The sequence below is a fragment of the Streptomyces broussonetiae genome, from assembly GCF_009796285.1.
Classification (GTDB): Bacteria; Actinomycetota; Actinomycetes; order Streptomycetales; family Streptomycetaceae; genus Streptomyces; species Streptomyces broussonetiae.
This window is the reverse complement of the sequence record NZ_CP047020.1, coordinates 8,765,628-8,787,795: the sequence shown is the minus strand read 5'-3', so window position 1 is coordinate 8,787,795 and position 22,168 is coordinate 8,765,628. Positions and strand designations below refer to the sequence as shown.

The window sequence follows — 22,168 nt, the reverse complement described above, 5'->3', positions numbered from 1 at the left end:
GTCTAGTCCAAAGAGCGCGCTGGTCTAGTCCAACTCATTGACGTGACCGCAACAGCTCCCGGAGGGTGGGGCTCCCCGCACGGGAACTCCCCACCCCCACCCTCTGGAGGCACGCAGTGAGACGTCTTCGGGCATGTCTGGGCGCGGCGGCGGCCGTCACGCTCGCCGCCGCCGGCACGACCGCGCTCGTCGCGGGCAATGCCTCGGGCGCGACCACCGCGCTGAGCAACCGCTGGTACGCCGCCGCCCCCTATCTGATGCCGCTGGACAACGACCCGCCGGACCCGTCCGCCATCATGGACGCGACGGGACTCAAGGCCTTCCAGCTGGCCTTCGTCCTGGCCCCCAACGGCGGCGGCTGCTCGCCGACCTGGGGCGGCACCGCACCCGTCTCCTCGGACACGGCCGTACAGTCGATGATCAACACCATCCGCGGCAAGGGCGGTGACGTCTCGGTCTCCATCGGCGGCTACGGCGGCACGAAGCTCGGCCAGGCCTGCGCGGACGCGGCGTCCACGGCGGCGGCGTACCAGCAGGTCATCACCAAGTACGGCCTGCACGCCATCGACTTCGACCTGGAGGAGCCGGAGTACGAGAACACGGCAGCGATCCACAACGAGATCGGCGCGGCCAAGATCCTCCAGCAGAACAACCCGGGACTGTACGTCTCGGTGACGACGGCCGGCACCGCGGACGGCACCGGCTGGTTCGGCAAGCAGATGCTGCTCGAGGCCAAGTCCCAGGGCTTCACCCCGAACAACTTCTCCATCATGCCGTTCGACGGCGGGTTCAACGGGGCGGCGAGCCAGACCAGCGCGCTGACCAACTTCAACTCGATCCTGCAGTCCACCTTCGGCTGGGACCAGGCGACCGCGTACGCCCACGAGGGCTTCTCCGGCATGAACGGCCGCAGCGACTCGGGGGAGTACTTCACCCAGTCCGACTTCCAGACCGTGCTGGACTACGCCACGAGCCACAACATGGACCGCTTCACGTTCTGGTCCTTGAACCGCGACCGCCAGTGCTCCCCGCCCGACAACGGCGGTCGCACCTCTGGAACCTGCTCGAGCGTGACGCAGAACGACTGGGACTTCGCCAAGTACTCGGTGGAGTTCGCCGGGGTCACCCCGCCGACCACCACGCCCACCCCGACTCCGACCCCGACACCCACTCCCACCTCGTGCAAGACCGCCTGGAGTGCGACGTCCGTGTACACGGCCGGAGACGAGGTCTCCTACGGCGAGCACAACTGGAAGGCCAAGTGGTGGACCCAGAACGAGGTGCCCGGCGCCTCGCAGTGGGGACCGTGGCAGGACGAGGGCACCTGCTGAACCTCTTGACGTGCTTGGTTCAGACCTCTAGCTTCTCGGGTCACCGAACGGACAAGGATGCGTTCAGCGTTCAGAATGCTGAACGCATCCTGGCTCGACGAAGGGACCCCCCATGAACCGATCACGGCTCCTCGCGCTGCCGGCCACCGCAGGCCTCGCCCTCGCGCTCGCTCTCCTCGGCAGCCCCAGCGCGATCGCCGCCGACCCGCATGTCGCGCCCGGCGGCAACTTCGACCTCTCGGTGTGGGAGCTGCAGGAGCCCGTCGGCTCCCCCGGCAGCCCCACCACCATCCCGTCGTCCCGTCTCCAGGGCGCGGGCGGCTACCAGGACGCGTACTTCTACACCGACACCCGCGACGGGGCCATGACCTTCTGGGCTCCCGAGAAGGGGGTCACCACGCCGAACTCCAACTACGCCCGCTCCGAGCTGCGCGAGATGAACGGCAACGGCAGCGCCGCCGACTGGTCACTGTCCGGCTCGCACAAGATGAGCGCGACCCTGCGCGTGGTGTCGGTGACGAAGAACGTGTGCGTCGGCCAGATCCACCTGGGCAGCGGCGGTTCGTCCACCAAGCCGCTGCTGGAGCTGTACTACCACGCCAACGGCGACATCGTGCTCGGCACCGAGAACTCGCCGTCCGGCGGCCAGACCTCGCACCCCGTCGGTCATGTTGCGATCGGCAAGACCTGGAGTTATACGATCGCGGTCTCCGGCGGCAACACCATCGACCTGACGGTGAACGGCACCACCACCCACTACGCCATCCCGTCGTCCTTCCAGCAGTACAAGCAGTACTTCAAGGCCGGTTCCTACAACCAGTCCTCCTCCGACAGCACCACCAACGGCGCCCGTGTCGCGTTCTACGGCCTGACCGTCAAGCACGGCTGACACACGGCCCGACCTGCGCGAGTGGTGCAAATGGCCGCACGGTCGTAGCGTCGAGTGAACGCGGTCGAACACAGCACAACGGTGGGAGCGGCCATGCGCGGATCAGTGGTGGGAACGGTGGTGACCCTGACGGCAGGAACGCTGCTGACAGCGGCGATGACGACGGCGTCGGCCAGTCCGCCGACCGGGACCACGGCACCGGTCACGAGCGCCTCGGCACGGCCTGTGCTCGTCGACTGCTACTTCCACCGGAACATCCGCCCCGGCGACTTCATCCTGGCCTGCGGCGACGGCAACAGCCGGCTCACCGCACTGCGCTGGAGCCAGTGGGGCCCGGACGGGGCCAAGGGGGTGGGGGTGAACTGGGTCAACGACTGCACCCCGTACTGCGCGGCCGGCACCTTCCACTCGTACCCCGTCGTGATCCGGCTCAGCGGCGAGCAGGCGTGGAAGAAGCATCCGTACTTCCAGCGCTTCACGAACCTCAGCCTGACCTACACCGGAGCACGGCCGGACACCTTCAAGCAGGTCATGACCTACTCCCTGTGGGACTGACGCCCCGGGTGACGGCCGCTACGGCCGTCACCCGGGCGCACGGCGTACGGCGCCGGGTGCTGGGCCGCGCGGGCGATCCCGCGGCCCGGCTCCCGGCCGAGGCAGCCGGTGGAGCCGCATGTTGGTGTGGCCCCGCACGCCGGCGCCCGCGCGCCGTCCCGAGAGAGGTCACATGCCCCGACTCCCCCGCCTGGCCGGTGCCGCCACGGCCGCGCTCGCGCTCGGCCTGATCGCGGCGTCGCCCGCTCCCGGCACCGGACCGGTCGTCACCGACGCCCGCATCGCCGCCCGTTTCGGCCTGGCCGCCGGACAGACACCCGAGAACATCGCACTCGAACGCGACGGCTCCGCCGACCTGACCCTCGCCTACGCCCGGCAGATCGCCCATGTCACGCCCGACGGGCAGACCCGCATCCGCGCGACCCTGCCGGCCGTCCCGCATCCCAGCACCCCTGTCGTGCACAGCGCCCTCGTCACCGGTATCGCCCGCGCCCACGACGACACGCTGTACGTCAACTACGCGACCGGCACCGGCAAGACGGGCATCTGGCGCCTCGCTCCCGGCGAGGAACCCGAGCAGATCGCCCAGTTGCCCAAGGACGGCTATCCCAACGGCCTGGCCCTCGACGAACGCGCAGGCATGCTCTACGCGGCCGACTCGGTGCTCGGCACCGTCTGGCGCGTCCCACTGCAGGGCGGCCCGGCCACGGCATGGGCCCGCGAGACAGCGCTCGAACCGCTGACCACGGCCTCGGCGAGCGGTGTCGGTGCCAATGGCATCAAGGTGCACCGCGGTGCCGTCTGGGTGTCGAACACCGACCGCGGAACGCTGCTGCGCATCCCCATCGGACCGGACGGTTCCGCGGGCCGGACCGAGACACCGGCCCGCGGACTCACCGGCATCGACGACTTCGCCTTCACGGGGTCCGGCCGCACGGTGGTGGCCGCCCTGAACAAGCCCAACCAGGTGGTCCTGGTGCGCCGCGACGGGTCGCCCACGGTCGCCCTCGACCGGCGCGACGGGCTGTCCAACCCGACCTCGGTCGCCGTACTCGGCCGGATCGTCTACGTGCCGAGCGCCGCGTACACCACGCGCAAGGACCCCAACCTGCTGCTCGCGCGGCTCCGGGAGCGCGGCGACCGGCTGTAGCCGCGGAGCGGGAGCAGCGTGCGCCGCGACCGGACGCCGGTCGCGGCGCACCGGTGTGTCAGGCCAGCTCGACCAGCAGGTCACCGCCCTCCACCTGCTGGATGCGGTTGATGGCCAGCCGGGAGACCCGGCCCGCCTTCGGCGCGGTGATCGTGGCCTCCATCTTCATGGCCTCGATGGTGGCGATCGTGGCACCGGCGGCGACCTCGTCGCCCTCGGCCACCGCGAGGGTGACCACACCGGCGAACGGGGCCGCCACATGGCCCACGTTGGTACGGTCGGCCTTCTCCGTGACCGGCACGTCCGAGGCCGCCGCGTGGTCGCGGACCTGGATCGGGCGCAACTGGCCGTTGAGCGAGGACATCACGGTGCGCATGCCGCGCTCGTCCGCCTCGCCGACCGCCTGCAGTTCGATGAGCAGCCGGACACCGGGCTCCAGGTCCACGGCGTACTCCTTCGCGGGACGCAGACCGTAGAAGAAGGCCTTGCTGTCCAGCACGCTGGTGTCGCCGAAGGCCTGACGGTGCGTGTCGAACTCGCGCGTCGGGCCGGGGAACAGCAGCCGGTTGAGGGTCGCCCGGGTGTCCTTCGCGAGGCCCTCGCGGTCCTCGGCGGACAGGTCGGGCGCGGGCTTGGCCTCGCCGCGGCCCTTGAGGGCCTTGGTGCGGAACGGCTCGGGCCAGCCACCGGGCGGGGTGCCCAGCTCGCCCCGCAGGAAGCCGATGACCGAGTCGGGGATGTCGAAGCGGTCCGGCGTCTCCTCGAAGGCCTTCGGGGACACCCCGGCGCCGACCAGGTGCAGGGCGAGGTCGCCGACCACCTTGGACGACGGGGTGACCTTCACCAGGCGGCCGAGGATCCGGTCGGCGGCGGCGTACATCGCCTCGATGTCCTCGAAGCGGTCGCCGAGGCCGAGGGCGACGGCCTGGGTACGCAGGTTGGACAGCTGGCCGCCGGGGATCTCGTGGTGGTAGACCCGGCCGGTCGGGGAGGCGAGGCCCGCCTCGAACGGGGCGTAGATCCTGCGCACGCCCTCCCAGTACGGCTCCAGGTCGCCGACCGCCTGCAGGTCGAGACCGGTGGGGCGTTCGGAGTGGTCGGTGGCGGCGACGAGCGCCGACAGCGACGGCTGCGAGGTGGTCCCGGCCATGGAGGCCACCGCGCCGTCCACCGCGTCGGCGCCCGCCTGGATCGCGGCGAGGTAGGTGGCGAGCTGCCCGCCGGCCGTGTCGTGGGTGTGCAGATGCACGGGCAGGTCGAACTCGCTGCGCAGCGCGGAGACGAGCTTGGCCGCGGCCGGTGCGCGCAGCAGTCCGGCCATGTCCTTGACGGCGAGGACGTGGGCGCCGGCCTCGACGATCTGCTCGGCCAGGCGCAGGTAGTAGTCGAGGGTGTAGAGCCGCTCGGACGGGTCGTTGAGGTCGGCGGTGTAGCAGAGGGCGACCTCGGCGATCGCGGTGCCGGTCTCGCGTACGGCCTCGATGGCGGGGCGCATCTGGCCGACGTCGTTGAGGGCGTCGAAGATGCGGAAGATGTCGATGCCGGTGGCGGCGGCCTCCTGCACGAAGGCATCGGTGACCTCGGTCGGGTACGGGGTGTAGCCGACGGTGTTGCGGCCGCGCAGCAGCATCTGCAGACAGATGTTGGGCACGGCCTCGCGCAGGGCGGCCAGCCGCTCCCAGGGGTCCTCGGCGAGGAAGCGCAGCGCGACGTCGTACGTCGCGCCGCCCCAGCACTCCAGGGACAGCAGCTCGGGCAGAGTACGGGCGACGACCGGGGCGACCGCGAGGAGGTCCTTGGTGCGCACCCGGGTGGCGAGCAGGGACTGGTGGGCGTCGCGGAAGGTGGTGTCGGTGACGCCGATCGTCGGCGACTCGCGCAGCCGGCGGGCGAAGCCCTCGGGGCCGAGGGCGACCAGCCGCTGCCGGGAGCCGGCCGGGGGCTCACCGGCCGGGAGCGGCGGCAGCTTGGTGACCGGGTCGAGCAGATCGGGGCGTTCGCCGTGCGGCTTGTTGACCGTCACGTCGGCGAGATAGGTGAGCAGCTTGGTGCCGCGGTCGGCGGAGTGCCGGGAGGTCAGCAGATGAGGGCGCTGCTCGATGAAGGAGGTGGTGATCCGGCCCGCCTGGAAGTCGGGGTCGTCCAGAACGGCCTGCAGGAAGGGGATGTTGGTGGCCACGCCGCGGATGCGGAACTCGGCCACGGCACGCCGGGCTCGGCCGACGGCGGCCTTGAAGTCGCGGCCCCGGCAGGTGAGCTTGACCAGCATCGAGTCGAAGTGCGCGCTGATCTCCGTACCGGCGTGCGTGGTGCCGCCGTCCAGGCGGATGCCGGAGCCGCCCGGCGAGCGGTAGGCGCTGATCCGGCCGGTGTCCGGGCGGAAGCCGTTGGCGGGGTCCTCTGTGGTGATACGGCACTGCAGGGCGGCGCCGCGCAGGGTGATGGTGTCCTGGGCGAGGCCGAGGTCGGCGAGCGTCTCGCCGGCGGCGATGCGCAACTGGGCCTGGACCAGGTCGACGTCGGTGACCTCCTCGGTCACGGTGTGCTCGACCTGGATGCGCGGGTTCATCTCGATGAAGACGTGGTTGCCCTCGGGGTCGAGCAGGAACTCCACGGTGCCCGCGTTGCGGTAGCCGATCTCACGGGCGAAGCGGACGGCGTCGTCGCAGATGCGCCGGCGCAGCGCCGGGTCGAGGTTGGGCGCGGGCGCCAGCTCGATGACCTTCTGGTGGCGGCGCTGGAGCGAGCAGTCGCGCTCGTACAGGTGGATGACGTTGCCCTCGCCGTCGGCGAGGATCTGCACCTCGATGTGGCGCGGGTCCACGACGGCCTTCTCCAGGAAGACGGTCGGGTCGCCGAACGCGGAGGCGGCCTCGCGGGAGGCGGCCTCGATGGACTCGCGCAGCTGGGCGGGGTCCTCCACACGGCGCATACCGCGACCGCCGCCGCCCGCGACGGCCTTGACGAAGACCGGGAAGCCGATCTCCTCGGCGGCGCGGACGAGTTCGTCGACGTCGGTGGAGGGCTGGGACGAGCCGAGCACGGGTACGCCGGCTGCCCGGGCGGCTGCGACCGCACGGGCCTTGTTCCCGGTCAGCTCCAGCGTCTGGACACTGGGGCCGACGAAGGTGATGCCCGCCTCCTCGCAGGCGCGGGCCAGTTCGGGGTTCTCGGACAGGAAGCCGTAGCCGGGGTAGACGGCGTCGGCGCCCGCCCGGCGGGCCGCGCCCACGATCTCCTCGACGGAGAGATAGGCCCGCACGGGGTGCCCCGGCTCCCCGATCTCGTACGCCTCGTCGGCCTTCAGCCGGTGCAGCGAGTTGCGGTCCTCGTGCGGGAACACGGCGACGGTGCGCGCCCCGAGTTCGTAGCCCGCCCGGAACGCGCGGATCGCGATCTCTCCACGGTTGGCGACCAGCACCTTGCGGAACATCCTGGATTCCCTTCAGCTGCCTGCCGGCGACGAACACCATGGTGTCAGCCACGCCCTGCCGTATCTCGCGGCAACCCTAGGGGGTTCCCCCGGTGTCGACGTGCGGAAACCGTCACACCACCGGGGTGGCCGACGCCACAGGCGGGCGTCGGCCGCTCAGCGTTCCAGGGAGGTCATCGCCGCGTCCCACACCGGTCGGCCCGCACCGGGGCAGGCACCGTCCGGGGCTGCGCGGGCGCGGCAGCGGGGGCGGCAGCCGGGGCCACCGGGGTGCTGGGTGCGGAGGGCGGCGCCGCCGAAGTGGCGGGTGCGGAGAGCGACGCCGCCACGGAAGACGGTGCAGAGGGCGGCGCCGCCGCGGAAGCGGGTGCAGAGGGCGGTGCCGCCGAGGTGGTCGCAGGAGCTTCCGACGCCGGAGCAGATGCGGGCGCCTGCGCCGTCGGGGCGGGCACGGGAGGCTGCGCCGCCGGAGCAGGCTCGGGAGTCGCTGTTGCGGCAGGCTCGGGAGTCGCTGTCGGGGCGAACGCGGAGGCGGGTAGCAGGGAGCGGACGAGCGCGCGCAGCCGCTCGCGTCGGCCGTGCAGCAGCCCGAGGACGATCGCCGAGCCCACCGCGATCAGGTGCTCACGGCCGGCCAGATTGGGGATGGCGATGGACTCCCACACCATCGAGCCGCCGGTCAGGGTGAACACCACGGGCGCCCGCTTGATCACCGCGAGATACGTGAACAGGCCGACGACGGCCGCGGACGGCCCGGTGTCCAGCACATGGGCGCACTCCGGCGGCAGCCCGAAGCCCCACCCCCAGCCGGGCCCCGCCGCGATCATCGCACGGGCGGTGAGCGTGCCGGCCAGGGTGGTGGCGTACGAGATCGCCAGCGTCCGGGCCCGGCCCAGGGTCAGTTCGGCCCAGGCGAAGGCGAGGAAGAGCTGGGTGATGCCGGCCCACACGGGCAGGTCGAGCGCCGGGACGTAGAGCGACACGGGTGTGCGCAGCAGCGACAGCCACAGCGGCAGGTCGGCCTTGACACCGCCGAGCCTGGTCACCCAGAGCCGGCCGAGGGGGTGCTGGGCGATGCCCTGGAAGAAGATGACGCCGAACGCGGCGACGAACGCCAGCAGCAGTCCGGACAGTCCGCGGCGCGCGAGCCGCTGCACCGGCTCGACGACGATCGCGTGCCACTCGCCGCGCAGCGTGCGCCCGGTGAACCGGGCGAGCCGTGCGAGCAGGGAGCGGCATGCCTCGATGCGCCCTTCAGTGGTCATGAGGCACGGCAGCCCATCGCCTTCGACTCCCCCGTCATGCACATCGCCCCCTTCGTCGCGCTCCCGGCTTTCCGGCCACGCGAGGCGGTTTTCCGACATTGCGCCTTTTCAGGCGCCATCGTATAGATGTGCGGTTCTCCCCCTGTCGGCCTACCCCCTCCGTACGGGTCGCGCCGCGCATGCCCGGTCCCTCCCCCGGTGTGGGCCTCTGTGGTGGTGAGGCCCGGTCGGTGACAGTTCAGCGACCCAGGGGGCGGGCGTCAAGATCCATTGCGGATGCACAGGGGTGTTAGAAGACCCACAGGTCCTGGGCGCGGAAAACCGGGGCCGGGAGGCAACCTCACCCCCACCGGATCCGTCCTTTCATTCAAGGTCTCGTACACCCGCCCCGTCGCTTCGCCGGGTGCGCGGATCCGGAGCGTCGGGCCGCGGATGCCGGGCCCGGAGTGCCCCGGTCATCCACTTCGTACCCGACATGCGGATATGACCGCCGACTTCATGGGACGACTACGGAACCTTTCTTTTCCGATCACGAACTCTCGTATAGTGACCGCCAGTTCACCGCCGTGTGTCACGCCTCCCCAGCCGTACGTCCCAGCCAGCCCCCACCTGACCGTCTCCGCCGCGAGGACCAGACCGGACCGATGACCCCGCCCACGCATCCCGGCGACCGACCGTCCCTCCGTACCTTCTTCTCCGTCCTCGCCGTGGCCGGCGCCGTCTCGGCGCTCGTCGTCTGCGCGGCCGTGGCGGTGGCGCCGGACTCGGTGCGCACCCCGCTGGCCTGCGGCGCGGGCGTGGCGGCGGTCGTGCTCAGCACGGCGGTGGCCACGGCCGTGCACGCCCTGCGCACCACGCGCGACGTCCGGCACCGGCTGCGGACCGTGACCCAGGACCTCGGGCGGCTTCTGCAGCAGCAGGCCCGCACGACCGAGGAGTCCCGCCAGGAGCAGCAGCGGCTCATCGACGAACTCGCCCGGCAGCGCACCGAACTCACCGAGACGTTCGAGGCCGAGCGGGCGCGGCTGGAGCGCGAGAGCGAGCAGGAGACGAACCGGCTCCTGAGCGAGAACGACCGGCTCGGGGCCGAACTGGAGCGTGCCCGGCGCGACCGGGCCGCGGCGGTCTCCGCGACCTCCAACGCCGCCGGCCGCATGCAGGCCCTGGCCACGGCCACGCTCGCCGACCTGCGCGCGATGGAGGACCGGCACTCCGACGAGGACGTCCTCGCCGACCTGCTCCAGCTCGATCACCGCACCGCCCAGGCGGGCCGGCTCGCCGACTCCATCGCCGTACTGACCGGGGCGCGTTCGGGGCGCCGGTGGGCCCGGCCGATCGCGATGGAGTCGATCCTGCGCGGCGCGATGGGACGGATCGCCGGCTATCAGCGGGTGCGGACGCACTCGGTCAGCGAGGCCGCCGTGGCCGGGCATGCCGCCGAGGGTGTGATGCACGCGCTCGCCGAACTCCTCGACAACGCCGCGAACTTCTCGCCGCCGGCCGCCGAAGTGCACGTCTACGTCGAGGAGGTGCCGGCCGGGGTCATCGTCTCCGTGGAGGACAGCGGCCTGGTGATGGGCGATGTGCAGCTGCGCCGGGCCGAGCGGGCGGTCTCCGGCGACGTCTCCGGACTGGGCGGCCTGACCGGCACCCGGCTCGGGCTCGCCGTGGTCGGCCGGATCGCTCGCAAGCACGGCCTGAAGGTGTCGTTCCGGCCGTCCGCACGGGGCGGCACGGGCGTGTTGATGCTGATCCCGCAGGACATCCTCGCCAACCCCGCCCTGGCCGCGGCTCCGGCCGTGACACCGCCGGAGCAGACCCCGGTTCCGCGGCGGCCCAAGGCTCCGGCCGCCGTGGAGAGCGCTCCCGTCCACTCGACCGCCGCAACGGCCCCGGAGCAGGGTCCGCAGCAGGGCGCGGCCGGGCTGCCCAAGCGACGCCGGGGCCGCACACTCGCCGAGGCCGAACGCTCCCGCTCCGCGCCACGCCCCGGCACGACGCGGTCGGCGACCGGCACCGACACGCCCGGGCCCGCGTCCGGCACCGACGCCGGCAAGGCCCGAGCGGCCCGCTTCAGCAGCTTCCGCCGGGCGGTCCGCCCCTCCGCGCCGGAGGCCCCGGACACGGACCGCGCCGACGATCCGGCCACACCGGACACCCGGCGGGCCGGCAACCCGGCCACGCCGGACACCCACCGCGCCGAGCGCCCCGGCACGCCGGACACCCTCCCAGCCGGTACCGCCCCGGCCGCGCCGGAGGCCGGTCGGACGGCCTCCGCTCCTGGCACCCCTGGCACCGAGGGGAGCACCCCGGCACCCGACGCCTCGACGGGTACGACCGCCTCCGGCCGCCTCGCCCGGGACGGGGCGCGCGACGGCTTGCCCGACGACCGGGCCGGCGGCTTCCCGTCCGCCCCCGCGCGGTCCACCGGCAGCACTTCGGCCGGTGAGCGGGACGCCTGCACCCCCGCCACCGCGCCGGCAGGCCACCCGGCCGACGCCACCCGGGCCCCGGCGCCCGCAGGCCACCCGGTCGGCGACGCGCACGCCACGCCACGGGACGGCCACGGATCCGGCGTCCCGGCAGCCACCGCGATGCCCGGTGGACCCGCGCCGGACGGCGCGGCAGGCGGTCGGGCCGGTGTGCCGCAGGGCCGCCCCGGTGAGCACCGCTCCCCCGCATCCTCCACACCGCATGCGCACCCGGAAGGCGACACCACTTCATGACCGGCCCGACCACCGCGGACGACAAGCTCACCTGGCTCCTGGAGGGCCTGCTGGAAAGGACCCCGGGGGCGCGGCACGCGCTCGTGCTCTCCCGGGACGGGCTGAGGCTGTGCCGTACCCCGGAGCTGAGCGTCGACCAGGCCGACCAGCTCGCCGCGATCGCCGCCGGGATCCAGTCGCTGTCGCACGGGGCGTCCGTCGAGTTCGGCGACGGCAGCGGAGGCGTGCGCTCGGCGATGGCCGAGTTCTACGGCGGCGTGCTGTTCATCGTGGAGGCCGGCACCGGCGCCCATCTGTCCGTCGTCACCACCGAGGACGCGGACGCGGGGGTCGTCGGACACAACATGAGCGAACTCGTGGAACAGCTCGGCGAGCACCTGACCGCGCCGCCCCGGACCTCATGAGCGGCGGTCCCGGCATGAGCCGGCCAGGGCGGGACGACGCTCCCGACCGGCTGTACACCATCACCCAGGGGCGCAGCCGTACCGGCCCCGACAGCCCCTTCGACCTGGTCACCCTCGTCGTGGCCGAGTCGGACCCGGTGGCCGGCATGCAGTCCGAGCACGTGGCGATCCTGCGGATGACCGAGCTGCCCGCCTCGGTGGTGGAGATCGCCGCCGAGCTGCAGCTGCCCGTGAGCATCACCAAGGTGCTGCTGTGCGACCTGCTGGCCGCCGGCCGCGTCAGTGCCCGGCACCCGCGCAGACCGGCCATAACCGATCCCGACATCCTGGAGCAGGTGCTCGTTGGACTCCGCAACCTCTGACGTGCGCACCCCGTTGGGTGCCTCCGTCGACCACGGTTTCAAGATCGTGGTCGTGGGCGGCTTCGGGGTCGGCAAGACCACCCTGGTCCGCTCGGTCAGCGAGATCCGTCCCCTCAACACCGAGGAGACGATGACGCAGGCCGGCGAGGCGGTCGACGACATCCGGCAGGTGCGCGGAAAGGCCGCCACCACCGTCGCCTTCGACTTCGGCCGGATCACCCTGGACGCGCGCAATGTGCTCTACCTGTTCGGGGCGCCGGGCCAGGAGCGGTTCTGGTTCCTGTGGGACCGGTTGTTCTCCGGCACGCTCGGCGCGGTCGTGCTGGTGGACACCCGCCGGATCGACGACTCCTGGTACGCCATCGACCGCCTGGAGCACCACGGCACGCCGTTCATCGTGGCCTGCAACGACTTCGGCGGGCCCGTCCGCGCGGGCGAGGACGTCCGCGAGGCCCTCGACCTCGACCCGCATGTGCCGCTGATCGACTGTGACGCCCGCTCCCGTGCCTCCGCCAAGCAGGCGCTGATCACGCTGGTGGGGCACGTGAAGAACCGGTACGCCGACCCGTCCGCGCGGGCGGGCCTGCCCCGACAGGAGTTCGTGTGACCACGCCCGACGCCGTCCCGATCGGCGGACCCCGGTTCCAGACCGAACCCGCCCGCCTGTACCGGGAGATGCGGCGCGACCACGGCGCCGTGGTGCCTGTGCTCCTCGACGGCGACGTCCCGGCCTGGCTGGTGCTGGGCTACCGTGAGCTGCATCAAGTCACCGGCGATCCGGTGCTGTTCAGCCGGGACTCCGACCTGTGGAACCAGTGGGAGAACATCCCCGCCGACTGGCCGCTGCTGCCGATGATCGGCCGCAAGCAGCCCTCGATCCTCTACACCGTCGGCGAACGGCACCGGCAGCGGGCCGCGATGGTCGGCAACGCCCTGGAGGCGGTGGACCCCTTCGAACTGCAGGGGCACGCCGAGCGGTTCGCGGACGAGCTGATCGACGCGCTGTGCGCGGCGGGCGAGGCCGACCTGGTCGCCCAGTACGCGATGCTGCTGCCGGTCCGGGTCCTCGCCCGGCTCTACGGGTTCCCGGACGAGGACGGTCCGGGGCTGGTCACCGCCCTGAACGACATGATCGACGGCCGCGAGCGGGCCCTTGCCGGGCAGGCTCATCTGGCCGCCTCCATGGCGCAGTTGATCGCCGACCGGGCCAAGGAGCCGGCGCAGGACGTGGTCTCCCGGATGCTGGCCGACGACAGCGGCTTCAGCGCCGAGGAGATCACCCAGGACCTGATGGTGATGATGGCGGCCGGGCACCAGCCGACCGCCGACTGGATCGGCAACTCGCTGCGGTTGATGCTGACCGACGACCGGTTCGCCGCCTCGCTGTTCGGCGGGCGGCACAGCGTCGCCGAGGCGATGAACGAGGTGCTGTGGGAGGACACCCCCACGCAGAACGTGGCGGGCCGCTGGGCCGCCCGCGACACACACCTCGGCGGGCGCCGGATCCGGGCCGGTGATCTGCTGCTGCTCGGGCTCCAGGGCGCCAACTCCGACCCCCAGGTGCGTACCGACACCTCCGCGCTGACCGGCGGGAACAACGCGCACTTCTCCTTCGGCCACGGCGAACACCGCTGTCCGTTCCCCGCGCAGGAGGTCGCCGAGGTGATCGCACGCACCGGTATCGAGGTCGTGCTGGACCGGCTGCCGGACATCGATCTGGCGGTGCCCGCCGACCGTCTCGACCGCCGGCCCTCGCCCTGGCTCAGAGGACTGACCCGGCTTCCGGTCCGGTTCACGCCCGTACCGGCCCTGTGATCGCACCGCAGCGGCGCAGTACTCCGACCCCTGCCCTGGGAGGCACGTCACGATGACGACCGGTACCCAAGCCTCACGGATCGCCCTGGATCCCTTCGTCACCGATCTGGACGCCGAGAGCGCGGCGCTGCGCGCGGCCGGTCCGCTCGCCGCCGTCGAACTGCCGGGCGGCGTGGCGGTGTGGGCCGTCACCCACCACGCCGAGGCCAAGGCACTGCTCACCGACCCGCGTCTGGTGAAGGACATCCATGTGTGGGGCGCCTGGCAGCGCGGCGAGATCCCGCCGGACTGGCCGCTGATCGGGCTCGCCAACCCGGGCCGTTCCATGCTCACCGTGGACGGTGCCGACCACCGCCGGCTGCGTTCGCTGGTGGCGCAGGCGCTCACCCCGCGCCGGGTGGAGCGGATGCGCGAGCGCATCGAGAAGCTCACGCAGGATCTGCTGGACGCCCTGCCCGGGGGCGGGGAGGTCGTCGACCTCAAGGCGGCCTTCGCCTACCCGCTGCCCATGTACGTCGTCGCCGACCTCATGGGCATCGAGGAGGCGCGGCTGCCCCGGCTGAAGGTGCTGTTCGAGAAGTTCTTCTCGACGCAGACCCCGCCCGAGGAGGTCATCGCCACGCTGACCGAGCTGGCGCAGATCATGGCCGAGACGGTGGCGGCCAAGCGGGCCGAGCCGGGCGACGACCTGACCAGTGCCCTGGTCCTCGCCTCCGAGGACGGCGACCACCTCACCGACGCGGAGATCGTCTCCACCCTCCAGCTGATGGTCGCGGCGGGCCACGAGACCACGATCTCGCTGATCGTGAACGCCGTCGTCAACCTGTCCGCCCATCCGGAGCAGCGCGCCCTGGTGCTGTCCGGCGCTGCCGACTGGTCCGTGGTGATCGAGGAGACGCTGCGGTACTCCACGCCGACCTCGCATGTGCTGATCCGCTTCGCGACCGAGGACGTGCCGGTCGGCGACAAGGTGATCCGGGCCGGGGACGCACTGATCGTGTCGTACGGCGCGATCGGGCGGGACGAGCGGGCGCACGGTCCAGGCGCCGGGGAGTTCGACATCACCCGGGAGTCGAGGAACCGGCACATCTCCTTCGGTCACGGCCCGCACGTCTGCCCGGGTGCCGCCCTGTCCCGGCTGGAGGCGGGCGTGGCGCTGCCCGCGTTGTACGCCCGCTTCCCCGGCCTGGACCTGGCGGTGCCGGCGGCCGAGCTGCGCAACAAGCCGGTGGTCACCCAGAACGACCTGTTCGAGCTGCCGGTGCGGCTGGATTCCTAGCCGGGCACGGAGCGTTGCTTGACTTCGAGAGCGCTCCAACTCGTAGCGTCGCAGACGTACGGCACGCGGGTGCCCACGCCCCCTGTGCCGTACGCCATGACGATCGAGTGTGCAGGAAGGGCATGGGACATCACATGCAGAAGCGCAGTCTGCGGGACCTCCAGGTATCGGCCATCGGCCTCGGGTGCATGGGGATGTCCGCCTTCTACGGAACCGCCGACCAGGGCGAGGGCGTCGCGACCATCCGGCACGCCCTCGATCTGGGGGTCAACTTCCTCGACACCGCGCAGCTCTACGGCCCGCTCACCAATGAGTCGCTGGTCGGCGAGGCGATCCGGGGGCACCGTGACGAGTATGTGATCGCGACGAAGTTCAACTACCGGATGGACAACGCCGTACCGGGCGACATGTCCACGCTCGGCCCGCAGGACGGCTCCGCCGCGCACGTCCGTGAGTCGGTCCACGGCTCGCTCGAGCGGCTGGGCACCGACCACATCGACCTGTACTACCAGCACCGGGTCGACCCGAACGTGCCGATCGAGGAGACTGTCGGCGCGCTGGCCGAGCTGGTCGAGCAGGGCAAGGTGCGGCACATCGGGCTGAGCGAGGCGAGCGCGGAGACCATCCGGCGCGCGCACGCCGTGCACCCGATCACCGCCGTACAGAGCGAGTACTCGCTGTGGTCGCGGGACGTGGAGGCCGAGGTGCTGCCGGCCTGCCAGGAGCTGGGCATCGGCTTCGTGCCGTACTCGCCGCTCGGCCGTGGCTTCCTGGCCGGCCGCTTCACCTCGCCGGACGAGCTGGACGAGAACGACTTCCGCCGCAACAACCCGCGCTTCAGGGAGAGCAACCTGGACGCGAACCAGCGGCTGGCGGCGAAGGTCAGGGAGATCGCTGCCGAGAAGGACGTGACCCCGGCGCAGCTGGCCCTGGCCTGGGTGCTGGCGCAGGGCGAGCACCTGGTGCCGATCCCGGGCACCAAGCGGCGCACCTACCTGGAGCAGAACGCGGGTGCCGTCGATGTCGAGCTGACCAAGGACGACCTCGCTCGCATCGACGCCGAGCTGCCCAAGGCCTCGGGTGAGCGGTACGACGAGGCGGGGATGAGGGCCGTCAACCGCTGACCGCCGGTCCGGGGAACTGCTCTCCCTCGGCCGCGGTTCCGTTGCGGCCGGGCCCGCAGTTCCCCGCGCACCCTCAGGGTGCCGTGGTGCGGGCCGCCCGGGCCAGGTCCAGGTCCGTCGTCTCCGGTGCCAGGAAATGCGAGACCAGGCCGCCCAGGGCCAGCACCGCGGCGCCCACCAGCAGGACGAAGCGGGCGCCGTAGTGGTCCAGGCCCATCGGGAGCAGGAAGGTGCCGATGGCCGCGCCGACCCGGCTCATCGCACTGGCGAAGCCGACGCCGGTGGCGCGCAGGGAGGTCGGGAACACCTCCAGCGGGTAGACGGCCGTCAGTGCGCTGGAGGCGGCGTTGAGGAAGATGAAGAAGAGGAAGCCGCCGACGATGACCGGCGTGGACTTGGGCCACACCGCGACCACGGCGAGCGCGGCGGCGGTGATCCAGAACGGCGGGATCAGCAGCCGGCGCCGGCCGATGCGGTCCACGACCAGGCAGCCGGCGGTGACACCGGCGACGGCGGTGAAGGAGTAGACGAGCAGTGCGGCCACCGCGTTGTCGCCCATGTTGAGGGCGTCGAAGACCTGGGTCCAGAACGTGCCGATGGCGAAGTACGGCAGCACCAGCGCGGCCCAGAACACGCTCGCGAAGACCGTGCTGCGCAGGTGCCGACGGCTGAACAGGGCGCGCAGGCCCTGCCGTTGGGGGTCGGCGGTCTCCTCCAGTTCGGCGGTGACATCGATCTCCATGCCGTAGCGCGCGATGAGCTGTTCGGCCTCCTCGCGGCGGCCCTTGGTGAGCAGCCAGCGCGCGGACTCGGGGATACCGCCGCGCAGCGCCACGCACACCACGGCGATGACCGCGCTGCTGGCCAGCGTGTACCGCCAGCCACCGTGGACGTCCTGGAAGGCGGCGCCGACGACGGTGGCGAGGGCGTAGCCGACGTACCAGCTGATCTCCAGGCTGGCCAGCAGCCGGCCGCGGCCCTTGCTGGGGGCGTACTCGGACAGCAGCGGGGCGCCGATGGCGTACTCGCCGCCGATGGCGATGCCCATGATCAGCCGGATGACGAAGAGCTGGAGGCCGTCGGTGACGAAGAACTGGAGCACCGAGCCGACCAGGAAGATCAGCATGTCGATCAGGAACACCGGGCGTCGGCCGTAGCGGTCGGCGAGCCGGCCGAAGAGCGGGCCGCCGACGAAGATGCCGATGAGCGGGGAGGCGCCGACCAGGCCCTGCATCACGGTGGACAGGTGCAGATCGGTGGTCAGGGCGCCCATCGCCATGCCGATCCCGCCGATGATGTAGCCGTCGATGCCCTCGCCGATCTGCGTGGCGAGCTTGAGCTTGGTGTGCAGGCGGCGGCGTTCGCGCAGCAGTTCCGGTGACACCGGCGTGCCGGGAATGTCGAACTGGTGTTCAGTCATGGGCGTCGTTGCCATGGGCGGTCCTTGTCTGGGGACGTGCGGATCCTGGACCGAGTCCGGGAAGGGGACGGAGGTCCGGGAAGGGGACGGAGGGGGGTGGCGTCGAAGGGCCGGGGGACGGGATCAGACGGTGGGCCAGTCCAGCGCGATGTACTGCGTCTCCAGGAACGCCTCGATGCCCTCGCGACCGCCCTCCCGGCCCAGTCCGGACTGCTTGACCCCGCCGAAGGGCGCGGCCGGGTCGGACAGCAGGCCCCGGTTGACGCCGACCATGCCTGCCTCCAGGCGCTCGGCCAGGCGCAGGGCGCGGGCGACGTCGCGCGAGTAGACGTAGGCGGCGAGGCCGTGGACGGTGGCGTTGGCGCGGGCCACGACCTCGTCCTCGTCGGTGAAGGTGGTGAGCGGGGCGACCGGCCCGAAGACCTCCTCGTGCAGGATGCGCGCGTGTCCGGGGACGTCGGTGAGGACGGTGGCGGGGTGGTAGAAGCCGGGGCCGCTCGGGACGGTGCCCTGGGCGGCGATCCGCGCGCCGCGGTCGACAGCGTCCTGGACGAGGGAGCGGATCTTGCCGACGGCGGCACGGTTGATCATCGGGCCGAGCGTCACGCCCTCCCGCGCTCCCGGTCCGGTGCGTACGGCGGTCATGGCGGCACCGAACTTCGCGGTGAACTCGGCGGCGACGGACTCATGGACGTAGAACCGGTTGGCGGCGATGCAGACCTCGCCGCCGCCGCGCATCTTGGCGTCCATCGCCCCGCTGACGGCCGCGTCGACGTCGGCGTCCGCGCACACGACGAAGGGTGCGTTGCCGCCCAGCTCCATGGTCACGTTGACCACGTGCGCGGCGGCCTGCTCCAGCAGCACCTTCCCGGTGGCGGTGGAGCCGGTGAAGGAGAACTTGCGGACCCGTTCGTCGCCGAGCCAGGCGGAGACGACCTCGGGGGCGCGGTCCGTGGGCAGCACGTTCAGCAGACCGTCGGGCAGGCCGGCCTCGGCGAGCAGGGCGGCGACCGCGAGAGCGGTGAGCGGGGTCTCGGGCGCGGGCTTGAGCAGCACGGGGCAGCCTGCGGCGAGGGCCGGGGCGATCTTGCGGGTGGCCATGGCGGCCGGGAAGTTCCACGGGGTGACGAACGCGGTGACGCCGACCGGGTGCCGGCGGACGACGTGCCGGAAGCCGCCGGCGGGGGCGTCGGCGAAGGAGGAGCCGATGCGGACGGCTTCCTCGGCGAACCAGCGGAAGAACTCGGCCGCGTAGCCGACCTCGGCGAGGGCGTCCCGGCGGGCCTTGCCGTTCTCCAGGACGATCAGGTCGGCGAGCGTGTCGCGGTGCTCGAGCATCAGCCGGAAGGTGTCGTGCAGGATCTCCGAGCGGCGCCGGGCCGGCGTCGCCCGCCAGCCGGCCGCGGCCTCCTCGGCGGCGGCGAGCGCCGCACGGGCGTCCTCGGCTCCGGCGTCGGACACCCAGCGCACCGGCTCACCGGTGGCCGGGTCGTAGAGCGGATAGGTCCGGCCGTCGGCGGCCGGGAGCCAGCGGCCGCCGAGGAACACATCACCGTCGGCGAGCGGGGCCTTGGCGAGGGTGTCGATGCCGGCAAGGTTCATGAGCTGCTCTTTTCCTCCGTCCCGGACGGGATTCCGTCCGATGCGCGGTGAATTTACGAGCGCGTCATACGGCCGACAAGGCCACTCAGCCGGATCGCAATCGGGGTTGCTGTGAGGGCAACTCGCCGATCATGCGGGTGTGTTCCGGATCGACGGCGCGGAGCGCGGCGCCCAGCCGAGCAGCGTGGACACCCGGGCCGCGGCCCGCGCCGTGGTCCGCCCGGCCTCGTCGAGCCGGTCGCCGAGGCGGGACTTGGGCGCGGAGATGTTCAGCGCGGCGACGACCCGGCCGCGGAAGTCCCGCACCGGCGCGGACACTCCGACCAGGTCCGTCTCGAACTCCTCGCTGACACGGGCGTATCCGCGCCGCCTGGCGTCCTGGATCAGCGACCACAGCTCGGGCACCGGCATCCGGCTCGCCGTGCCGAAGCGGACGTACAGCTCGTCGGGGGTGGCGTCGGCCAGCAGCACCCGGCCGGCGGACAGCTGCCAGGCGGGCACTCCCCGGCCCTCCCAGCCGTGCACCCGGAAGGAGTGCCCGGAGACCGACAGCAGGGTGAGCACCTCGCGGTCGTGCAGGACGCACAGGTGGCTGGTCTCCTCCAGGTCCGCCGACAGGGCGTGCATGACCGGTTCGGCGACGCGCACCAGGCGGCTCTCCGAGGTGCGGGCGACCAGCGAGAACAGCCGCCAGCCCAGGCGGTACTCCAGGGTGTCCGGGTCGCGTTCGACGATCCCCTCGGCGGCCAGGGCCTTGAGGGCACGCGAGATCTGGGTCTTCTCGCGGCCGACGAGCTGCGCCAGGCGCACCACGCCGAGGCCTCCGGCGCGCTGCGCCTCGTCGGAGGCGAGGGCCTCCAGCAGGTCGATGTCCCGGCGCAGGCCGTGCCCGCGCGCGGCGGAGGAGCTGTCCGTCACGGCGCCATCCTAAGCGCGCCGAACCCAAAGAGAACCCCAGGTCAGGCACTGAGTTGTCAGGACAGCAACAGGCATTTCGATTCCTGGGACCGTCTTGCCGACAGCAGGTGACCGACCTAGATTCGCCGCATCGGGCCGGAGGAACTTGCCCTGAATGCGAGGTTCGTTCCTCACCGGCCCCACTCGCGTCCTGGTTCGCCCGTCGAACCCCGCCACCGAAGGTCCTGGAGTTCCGATGCCTTCCCCGGATTCTTTCGCCGCGACCGCGCTGATCGGCGAGTCGTTCGTCGGCGACGGCGTGAACGCCGCGCACACCAACGTCGTGATCGGCCGCAAGGGCGGCCCGGTCGAGACGGCCTGGGTGACCGCGCTGGCCACGCCGAGCGCCGGCCATGTGCCGTTCCTCACCGTCGTCCGGCCGTCGGTGCCGGTCAAGCCGGCGACCCTGTTCGTCACCAAGGCGGCCGCCGCCGGCGAGCTGCACGAGCGGGCCACCTGGGGCAGTGCCCAGGCAGGCCTGGCGCAAGGTGTGCTGGACGCGGTCACCGAAGGCCTGATCCCGGCCGAGGAGGCCGAGGAGCTGCTGGTCATCGCGGCCGTCTGGGTCAACCCCGGCGTCGACGACCTGGACGCCTCCTTCCGCAACCAGCGTGCGGCGGCCCACGGCGCCGTGCGGGCCGCGGTGACGGGCGCACCCTCGGTGGCCGACGTACTGGACGCGGCCGAGCAGGGCCCGGCCAACCCGTTCTACACGCCGACCGCGGAGGTGCTCGCCCGGTGAAGATCACCGACATCACGCTCGACCGGCTGCGCCTGGAGCTGGACCCGCCGTTCCGTGCGGCCTGGGACCCGGTGCCGCGCCGCCACTTCGACGCCACGATCGTGCGCGTGCACACCGACGAGGGGGTCACCGGCATCGGCTCCGGTGACCTCATGGACGGCTTCGAGACCTACAAGCACCTGTTCGTCGGCGAGGACCCGCTCGACATCACCCGGCATGTGCGGGCCATCGAGACGGCCAGCTTCCACGGCGCCCCCTACTGGCCGCTGGAGGCGGCCCTGTGGGACATCATCGGCAAGGTGCACGGCCGCCCGGTGTCCGAGCTGTTCGGCAACGCGGCGAAGAGGCTGCCCGCGTACGCCTCCTCGGGTGAACTCAAGTCACCCGAGGAGCGGGTCGCGACCGCCCTGAAGGTGCGCGAGGCCGGGTTCCGGGCGATGAAGATCCGCATCGACCGGGACCGGGTCGACGAGGGCGTGGCCGCGGTCCGTGCGGTGCGCGAGGAACTGGGCGACGACTTCGACATCATGGTCGATCTGAACCAGTCCTGGCGGATGGCGGGCGACACCGCGAACGCCTCCGACCTCGCCAGCACCCGCAGGACCATCGCCCGGCTCGCCGAGTTGGACGTGTTCTGGGTCGAGGAGCCGCTGCCCTACGCGGACCTGGACGGGTTCAAGCGGCTGCGCGCCGAGAACCCCGGCGTGCGCATCGCGGCCGGCGAGATGCACCATTCGGTGCCCGAGCTGCTGCGTTATCTGGAGGAGGACGCTCTCGACGTCTACCAGATGGACGTCGTCCTCGCGATCGGCATGCACCGCGCCCGTACGCTCGCCGAGCTGGCCCAGCTCAAGCACCGGCAGTTCACCCCGCACAGCTGGACGAACGGCATCGGCGTGCTCGCCAACCTCCATGTGTCGGCGGGTGTCGGCGGCGGCCCGTACTTCGAGTTCCCCTACGACCCGCCCGGCTGGACCCCCGAGCGGCGCGACTTCATGCTCGCCGAGCCCGTCGGGGTGGACGCCGACGGCTGCCTGGAGGTGCCGGACCGGCCGGGGCTGGGTGTGCAGCTGGACGAGGAAGCGATCGACCGCTGGAGGGTGAAGTGACGTAC

General features: G+C 72.0%; 18 protein-coding genes. 13 read left to right on the top strand and 5 right to left on the bottom strand.

The window, feature by feature from the left end; all coding sequences use genetic code 11:
• Positions 1-116: 116 nt before the first annotated feature.
• The 4 genes from GQF42_RS39995 to GQF42_RS39980 all read left to right on the top strand — a co-directional run bounded on the left by GQF42_RS39995 (position 117) and on the right by GQF42_RS39980 (position 3,925).
• Positions 117-1,331, top strand: a complete 1,215-nt coding sequence (locus GQF42_RS39995) for a carbohydrate-binding protein (protein WP_158928223.1) — start codon at positions 117-119, stop codon at positions 1,329-1,331.
• 112 nt (positions 1,332-1,443) lie between these two features.
• Positions 1,444-2,220 carry a polysaccharide lyase family 7 protein gene (locus GQF42_RS39990; RefSeq protein WP_158928221.1) on the top strand — a complete coding sequence of 259 codons (777 nt, stop codon included), beginning with the start codon at positions 1,444-1,446 and terminating at the stop codon, positions 2,218-2,220.
• A 93-nt stretch (positions 2,221-2,313) separates the two neighbouring features.
• Positions 2,314-2,775, top strand: coding sequence for a hypothetical protein (locus GQF42_RS39985; RefSeq protein ID WP_158928219.1), 462 nt, complete (start codon positions 2,314-2,316; stop codon positions 2,773-2,775).
• A 172-nt stretch (positions 2,776-2,947) separates the two neighbouring features.
• Positions 2,948-3,925 carry an SMP-30/gluconolactonase/LRE family protein gene (locus tag GQF42_RS39980; RefSeq protein WP_158928217.1) on the top strand — a complete coding sequence of 326 codons (978 nt, stop codon included), beginning with the start codon at positions 2,948-2,950 and terminating at the stop codon, positions 3,923-3,925.
• A gap of 58 nt (positions 3,926-3,983) precedes the next feature.
• Here GQF42_RS39980 and GQF42_RS39975 read toward each other — a convergent pair whose 3' ends face one another.
• Together GQF42_RS39975 and GQF42_RS39970 are read right to left on the bottom strand one after the other, a co-directional pair.
• Positions 3,984-7,358: a pyruvate carboxylase gene (locus GQF42_RS39975; RefSeq protein ID WP_158928215.1), complete on the bottom strand. Its 3,375-nt coding sequence runs from the start codon at positions 7,356-7,358 to the stop codon at positions 3,984-3,986.
• Positions 7,359-7,531: 173 nt separating this feature from the next.
• Positions 7,532-8,623, bottom strand: a complete 1,092-nt coding sequence (locus GQF42_RS39970; protein ID WP_375994746.1) for a hypothetical protein — start codon at positions 8,621-8,623, stop codon at positions 7,532-7,534.
• Between the two features lie 644 nt (positions 8,624-9,267).
• Here GQF42_RS39970 and GQF42_RS39965 point away from each other — a divergent pair.
• From GQF42_RS39965 to GQF42_RS39935, 7 genes are all read left to right on the top strand, one after another.
• Complete coding sequence (locus GQF42_RS39965) at positions 9,268-11,349, top strand: sensor histidine kinase (protein WP_158928207.1); 2,082 nt, start codon at positions 9,268-9,270, stop codon at positions 11,347-11,349.
• Positions 11,346-11,753: a roadblock/LC7 domain-containing protein gene (locus GQF42_RS39960; protein WP_158928205.1), complete on the top strand. Its 408-nt coding sequence runs from the start codon at positions 11,346-11,348 to the stop codon at positions 11,751-11,753. Before GQF42_RS39965 ends, GQF42_RS39960 begins: the two co-directional genes overlap by 4 nt.
• A 14-nt stretch (positions 11,754-11,767) precedes the next feature.
• Entirely contained in the window at positions 11,768-12,115 is a 348-nt protein-coding gene (locus tag GQF42_RS39955) for a DUF742 domain-containing protein (RefSeq protein ID WP_158928203.1), read from the top strand.
• Entirely contained in the window at positions 12,096-12,722 is a 627-nt protein-coding gene (locus GQF42_RS39950; RefSeq protein ID WP_375994751.1) for a GTP-binding protein, read from the top strand. Before GQF42_RS39955 ends, GQF42_RS39950 begins: the two co-directional genes overlap by 20 nt.
• Positions 12,719-13,930 carry a cytochrome P450 gene (locus GQF42_RS39945; RefSeq protein WP_158928201.1) on the top strand — a complete coding sequence of 404 codons (1,212 nt, stop codon included), beginning with the start codon at positions 12,719-12,721 and terminating at the stop codon, positions 13,928-13,930. Before GQF42_RS39950 ends, GQF42_RS39945 begins: the two co-directional genes overlap by 4 nt.
• Before the next feature lie 52 nt (positions 13,931-13,982).
• Positions 13,983-15,209, top strand: coding sequence for a cytochrome P450 family protein (locus tag GQF42_RS39940; RefSeq protein WP_158928199.1), 1,227 nt, complete (start codon positions 13,983-13,985; stop codon positions 15,207-15,209).
• A 134-nt stretch (positions 15,210-15,343) separates the two neighbouring features.
• Complete coding sequence (locus GQF42_RS39935) at positions 15,344-16,333, top strand: aldo/keto reductase (RefSeq protein WP_158928197.1); 990 nt, start codon at positions 15,344-15,346, stop codon at positions 16,331-16,333.
• A 73-nt stretch (positions 16,334-16,406) separates the two neighbouring features.
• Here GQF42_RS39935 and GQF42_RS39930 read toward each other — a convergent pair whose 3' ends face one another.
• The 3 genes from GQF42_RS39930 to GQF42_RS39920 form a co-directional block, all read right to left on the bottom strand.
• A complete protein-coding gene (locus tag GQF42_RS39930; RefSeq protein ID WP_158928195.1) occupies positions 16,407-17,768 on the bottom strand; it encodes an MFS transporter in 1,362 nt (453 codons plus the stop codon).
• A gap of 108 nt (positions 17,769-17,876) precedes the next feature.
• On the bottom strand, positions 17,877-19,355 hold the full coding sequence (locus GQF42_RS39925) for an NAD-dependent succinate-semialdehyde dehydrogenase (protein WP_158928193.1): 1,479 nt from the start codon (positions 19,353-19,355) through the stop codon (positions 17,877-17,879).
• A 129-nt stretch (positions 19,356-19,484) separates the two neighbouring features.
• A complete protein-coding gene (locus tag GQF42_RS39920; RefSeq protein WP_158928191.1) occupies positions 19,485-20,273 on the bottom strand; it encodes an IclR family transcriptional regulator in 789 nt (262 codons plus the stop codon).
• A 235-nt stretch (positions 20,274-20,508) separates the two neighbouring features.
• Here GQF42_RS39920 and fae point away from each other — a divergent pair, with 235 nt between their 5' ends.
• Both fae and GQF42_RS39910 read left to right on the top strand, forming a co-directional pair.
• Entirely contained in the window at positions 20,509-21,054 is a 546-nt protein-coding gene (gene fae / locus GQF42_RS39915; RefSeq protein WP_158928189.1) for a formaldehyde-activating enzyme, read from the top strand.
• Positions 21,051-22,163, top strand: a complete 1,113-nt coding sequence (locus tag GQF42_RS39910) for a mandelate racemase/muconate lactonizing enzyme family protein (RefSeq protein ID WP_158928187.1) — start codon at positions 21,051-21,053, stop codon at positions 22,161-22,163. Before fae ends, GQF42_RS39910 begins: the two co-directional genes overlap by 4 nt.
• Positions 22,164-22,168 lie beyond the last annotated feature (5 nt).

What these genes read in the sequence shown, in the direction of transcription:
- GQF42_RS39990 (WP_158928221.1), top strand. Translation starts at nt 1,444, where the DNA reads ATGAACCGATCACGGCTCCTCGCGCTGCCGGCCACCGCAGGCCTCGCC.
- GQF42_RS39985 (WP_158928219.1), top strand. Translation starts at nt 2,314, where the DNA reads ATGCGCGGATCAGTGGTGGGAACGGTGGTGACCCTGACGGCAGGAACG.
- GQF42_RS39980 (WP_158928217.1), top strand. Translation starts at nt 2,948, where the DNA reads ATGCCCCGACTCCCCCGCCTGGCCGGTGCCGCCACGGCCGCGCTCGCG.
- GQF42_RS39975 (WP_158928215.1), bottom strand. Translation starts at nt 7,358, where the DNA reads ATGTTCCGCAAGGTGCTGGTCGCCAACCGTGGAGAGATCGCGATCCGC.
- GQF42_RS39970 (WP_375994746.1), bottom strand. Translation starts at nt 8,623, where the DNA reads ATGACCACTGAAGGGCGCATCGAGGCATGCCGCTCCCTGCTCGCACGG.
- GQF42_RS39965 (WP_158928207.1), top strand. Translation starts at nt 9,268, where the DNA reads ATGACCCCGCCCACGCATCCCGGCGACCGACCGTCCCTCCGTACCTTC.
- GQF42_RS39960 (WP_158928205.1), top strand. Translation starts at nt 11,346, where the DNA reads ATGACCGGCCCGACCACCGCGGACGACAAGCTCACCTGGCTCCTGGAG.
- GQF42_RS39955 (WP_158928203.1), top strand. Translation starts at nt 11,768, where the DNA reads ATGAGCCGGCCAGGGCGGGACGACGCTCCCGACCGGCTGTACACCATC.
- GQF42_RS39940 (WP_158928199.1), top strand. Translation starts at nt 13,983, where the DNA reads ATGACGACCGGTACCCAAGCCTCACGGATCGCCCTGGATCCCTTCGTC.
- GQF42_RS39935 (WP_158928197.1), top strand. Translation starts at nt 15,344, where the DNA reads ATGCAGAAGCGCAGTCTGCGGGACCTCCAGGTATCGGCCATCGGCCTC.
- GQF42_RS39930 (WP_158928195.1), bottom strand. Translation starts at nt 17,768, where the DNA reads ATGGCAACGACGCCCATGACTGAACACCAGTTCGACATTCCCGGCACG.
- GQF42_RS39925 (WP_158928193.1), bottom strand. Translation starts at nt 19,355, where the DNA reads ATGAACCTTGCCGGCATCGACACCCTCGCCAAGGCCCCGCTCGCCGAC.
- fae (WP_158928189.1), top strand. Translation starts at nt 20,509, where the DNA reads ATGCCTTCCCCGGATTCTTTCGCCGCGACCGCGCTGATCGGCGAGTCG.